This window comes from Streptomyces sp. NPDC056948, assembly GCF_042674225.1.
Taxonomy (GTDB): Bacteria; Actinomycetota; Actinomycetes; order Streptomycetales; family Streptomycetaceae; genus Streptomyces; species Streptomyces purpurascens.
The window spans coordinates 1-3,652 of the sequence record NZ_JBHUQX010000632.1 but is presented as its reverse complement, the minus strand read 5'-3'; the positions used below and the strand labels follow the sequence as shown (position 1 = coordinate 3,652).

Genomic DNA, 3,652 nt, shown 5'->3' with positions numbered 1-3,652 from the left:
CCGGAACGGTCCCCGTCACCCGCATGTCCGGTCCCGCACGACCACCCGCACCACCTCCTTGACACCCACGGCCGTCATCGACGCAGCCGTGTACCCGACCGGAGGGACGCCGCCGTGGCCGACCACCCCGTTGACGAAAAACTCCCCGCGCTCAAGATGGCGACGACCGGCCTCCAGCACGTGGCCGCCATGTACGCCGGAGTCGTCGCCCCACCCCTGATCGTCGGCGCGGCCATCGGCCTGACCGCCACCGATCTGACCTTCCTCACCGGCGCCTGCCTGTTCACCGCGGGCCTCGCCACGTTCCTGCAGACCCTCGGCATCTGGAAGATCGGTGCCCGGCTGCCCTTCGTCAACGGCGTCACCTTCGCCGGTGTCGCCCCCATGACCGCGATCGTCGCCTCCACCGAGGACAAGTCCGACGCCCTGCCGATCATCTTCGGCGCGGTCATCGTCGCCGGACTCCTGGGCTTCATAGCCGCCCCCTTCTTCAGCAAGGCGGTGCGCTTCTTCCCGCCGGTGGTCACGGGGACGGTGATCACCCTCATTGGCATCTCCCTCCTCCCGGTCGCCTTCGGCTGGGCCCAGGGACCCGACCCGGCGGCGCACGACTACGGTTCGGCGACCAACCTCGGACTGGCTGCCCTCACCCTGTTGATCGTGCTGCTCCTGCGCCGCTTCACCACCGGCTTCGTCAAGCAGATCGCCGTGCTGCTCGGCCTGGTCGTCGGCACGCTGATCGCCATTCCGTTCGGCGCCACGGACTTCGGTCCGGTCGCGGACGCGGCCGTCATCGGCTTCCCGACCCCGTTCCACTTCGGTGCCCCGCAGTTCCAGGCGGCCGCGATCATCTCGCTGTGCGTGGTGATGGTGGTCTCGATGACCGAATCGACCGCCGACATGCTGGCGTTGGGCGAGATCGTCGACCGCCCGGCCGACGAGAAGACCATCGCGGCCGGCCTGCGCGCCGACACCCTCGGCTCGGCGATCAGCCCGCTCTTCAACGGCTTCATGTGCAGCGCCTTCGCACAGAACATCGGCCTGGTCGCCATGACGAGGATCCGCAGCCGGTACGTCGTCGCCACCGGCGGCGGCTTCCTGGTGCTGATGGGCCTGTGTCCCATGGCCGCCTCGCTGATCGCCGTCGTACCGCGCCCGGTGCTCGGCGGCGCGGGCGTGGTCCTGTTCGGCTCGGTCGCCGCCAGCGGCATCCAGACCCTGGTCAGGGCCGGCCTGGACAAGGACAACAACGTCCTGATCGTGGCCGTCTCCCTGGCCGTGGGCATCATCCCCATCACGGCGCCGGAGTTCTACCACGCGTTCCCGGAGACGGCGCGGATCGTCCTGGACTCGGGCATCTCGACGGGGTGTGTGGCGGCCGTGCTGCTGAACCTGGTCTTCAACCACCTGGGCAGCAAGGACGCGCAGGACGTCACCCACCCCATGGAGGCGGGCGAGGAGATCACCGGCGCGAGCCGCGCTGCCTAGAGGCCGAACAGGCCCGGGTCCGTGGCCAGTTCCTTGAAGACCTTCGCGGGGTCGGCGACCAGCCTGCGTTCCTTGAGATCCAGGATCCCGCCGACCGCCGTGATCTCGGCCGCCACCGTGCCGTCGGTCTTGCGGACGGTCTGTTCGATGCGGAACGTCTTGCCGCTGCCCCAGTCGAAGGCGCAGGTCACCTCGACCTCGTCGCCCGCGAGCAGCTCCCGTTTGTAGCGGATGGTCGTCTCCAGGGCCACCGGGCCCACGCCGGTCCCCGTGAGCGCGGACTGGCTGATGCCCGCGGCGTGCAGCAGCGACCAGCGGGCGTGCTCCGCGTAGTTCAGGTACACGCTCTGGTTGAGGTGACCCTGTACATCGGTCTCGTAACCACGGACGGTCACTGGGACGGAAAACGGCTCGCTCACGGCATTCCCCTCTCGCACCGGACTCTCATGCATCGCGCAACGATCCACCGATCTTGGCATGCCCATCACGCCCGGCGCGGCGAAGCCAGGAGATACCGGGTTCCGGTGCGCGGTTCGCGGTGGTCGCTCACCTGCCAGCCTGCCCCCTCCAAGGTGGCCGCGCAGGCCCGCAGCGCCTCGCCGTCCGGCTCGTGCACGGCCACGGCCTCCGGCTGCGGGGTCGTCCGCACCCGGTACCCCGAGGCGCCCGGCCCCGGCCCGGCCGGAGGGTGCCCGGCCGCCTCCAGGGCGAGCGCGGCGGCCTCCGCCAGATGCGCACGCTCCCAGCCGCACGGCCGGTCCGTGGCCCCGTCCGGGTTGGTCATCCGGCGCAGCTCCAGCAGGCCCTGCCAGGCGCTGTGGACCTCACGGCGCCGGGCCGGACGCCCGGTTTCCGGCGCCGCCTCCTCACCCCCGACGCGCGCCGCGAACACCCCCGTCGACGCGGGAGCCTCACCGGCCGGCTCGGGCGTCCCCATCACGCCCTGCCGTACCCGATGCCCCTCCGGCGTCAGAAAGTGATCGTGCGGCGGCCGGGGATGCCGGAAGGCCAGCCCGCGCTTCACCAGCGCGGCGAGCTGCGCCTCCGTACCCCGGAGCCGCCCGGTGACCGGGTCGGCGGCGTCGATGACACGCCGCTGCGCGGCGGTCGGCGGTCGGGTCACGGCGCGCTCCTCTCCGGCGCAGGCCTCGGGGCACTCGCCCCACCTGCTCGAAGGCTACGACCCACCACTGACAACCGGGCCTACTGGCGGTACCCGCTCAGGAACCGCCCGATCCGCCCGATCGCCGCCTCCAGATCATCGGCGTGCGGCAGGGTCAGGATCCGGAAGTGATCCGGGGTCGGCCAGTTGAAGCCCGTGCCCTGGACCACCTGGATCTTCTCCCGCAGCAGCAGGTCGAGGACGAACTTCTCGTCGTCGTGGATCCTGTGCACCTTGGGGTCGATGCGGGGGAAGGCGTACAGCGCGCCCTTCGGCTTCACGCAGGTCACGCCCGGGATCTCGTTGAGCTTCTGCCAGGCCACGTCCCGCTGCTCCAGCAGCCGCCCGCCCGGCCTGGTGAGGTCGCCGATGGACTGCCGCCCGCCGAGCGCTGCCTGGATGGCGTACTGGGCGGGCGCGTTGGCGCACAGCCGCATGGAGGCCAGCATGGTGAGGCCCTCCAGGTAGTCCTTGGCGTGCTGCCTCGGGCCCGTGACCACCAGCCAGCCGGAGCGGAAGCCCGCCACGCGGTACGTCTTCGACAGCCCGCAGAAGGTGAGGACCACCAGGTCGGGGGCGAGCGCGGCGGCCGAGTGGTGCACGGCGTCGTCGTAGAGGATCTGGTCGTAGATCTCGTCGGCGAACACCATCAGGCCGTGCCGCCGGGCGAGGTCGAGGATGCCCTCGACGATCTCCTTCGGGTAGACCGCGCCGGTGGGGTTGTTCGGGTTGATGATCACGACCGCCTTGGTCCGGTCCGTGATCTTCGACGCCATGTCGTCCAGGTCGGGGTACCAGTCGGCCTGCTCGTCGCACAGGTAGTGGACCGCCTTGCCGCCGGCGAGGGTCGTCACCGCGGTCCACAGAGGGAAGTCCGGGGCGGGGATCAGGATCTCGTCGCCGTCCTCGAGGAGTGCCTGTACGGCCATGGAGACCAGCTCCGACACGCCGTTGCCGAGGAAGACGTCGTCGACGCCGACCTCCAGGCCCAGCGCCTGATAG

General features: G+C 70.7%; 4 protein-coding genes. 1 reads left to right on the top strand and 3 read right to left on the bottom strand.

Annotated elements, in window-relative coordinates:
• Positions 1 to 114 precede the first annotated feature (114 nt).
• Positions 115 to 1,488 (top strand): nucleobase:cation symporter-2 family protein, encoded by a 1,374-nt coding sequence (locus ACFTZL_RS42545; RefSeq protein ID WP_382595272.1) that lies wholly within the window; start codon positions 115 to 117, stop codon positions 1,486 to 1,488.
• On the opposite strand, the gene ACFTZL_RS42540 is transcribed toward ACFTZL_RS42545, so the two are convergent.
• The 3 genes from ACFTZL_RS42540 to ACFTZL_RS42530 all read right to left on the bottom strand — a co-directional run.
• Positions 1,485 to 1,907, bottom strand: coding sequence for a thioesterase family protein (locus ACFTZL_RS42540; RefSeq protein ID WP_189721349.1), 423 nt, complete (start codon positions 1,905 to 1,907; stop codon positions 1,485 to 1,487). The genes ACFTZL_RS42545 and ACFTZL_RS42540 overlap by 4 nt on opposite strands.
• 65 nt (positions 1,908 to 1,972) lie before the next feature.
• Entirely contained in the window at positions 1,973 to 2,611 is a 639-nt protein-coding gene (locus ACFTZL_RS42535; RefSeq protein ID WP_382595269.1) for a hypothetical protein, read from the bottom strand.
• Between the two features lie 80 nt (positions 2,612 to 2,691).
• On the bottom strand, positions 2,692 to 3,652 hold a 961-nt coding region (locus tag ACFTZL_RS42530), incomplete at its 5' end, for a pyridoxal phosphate-dependent aminotransferase (protein ID WP_382595267.1).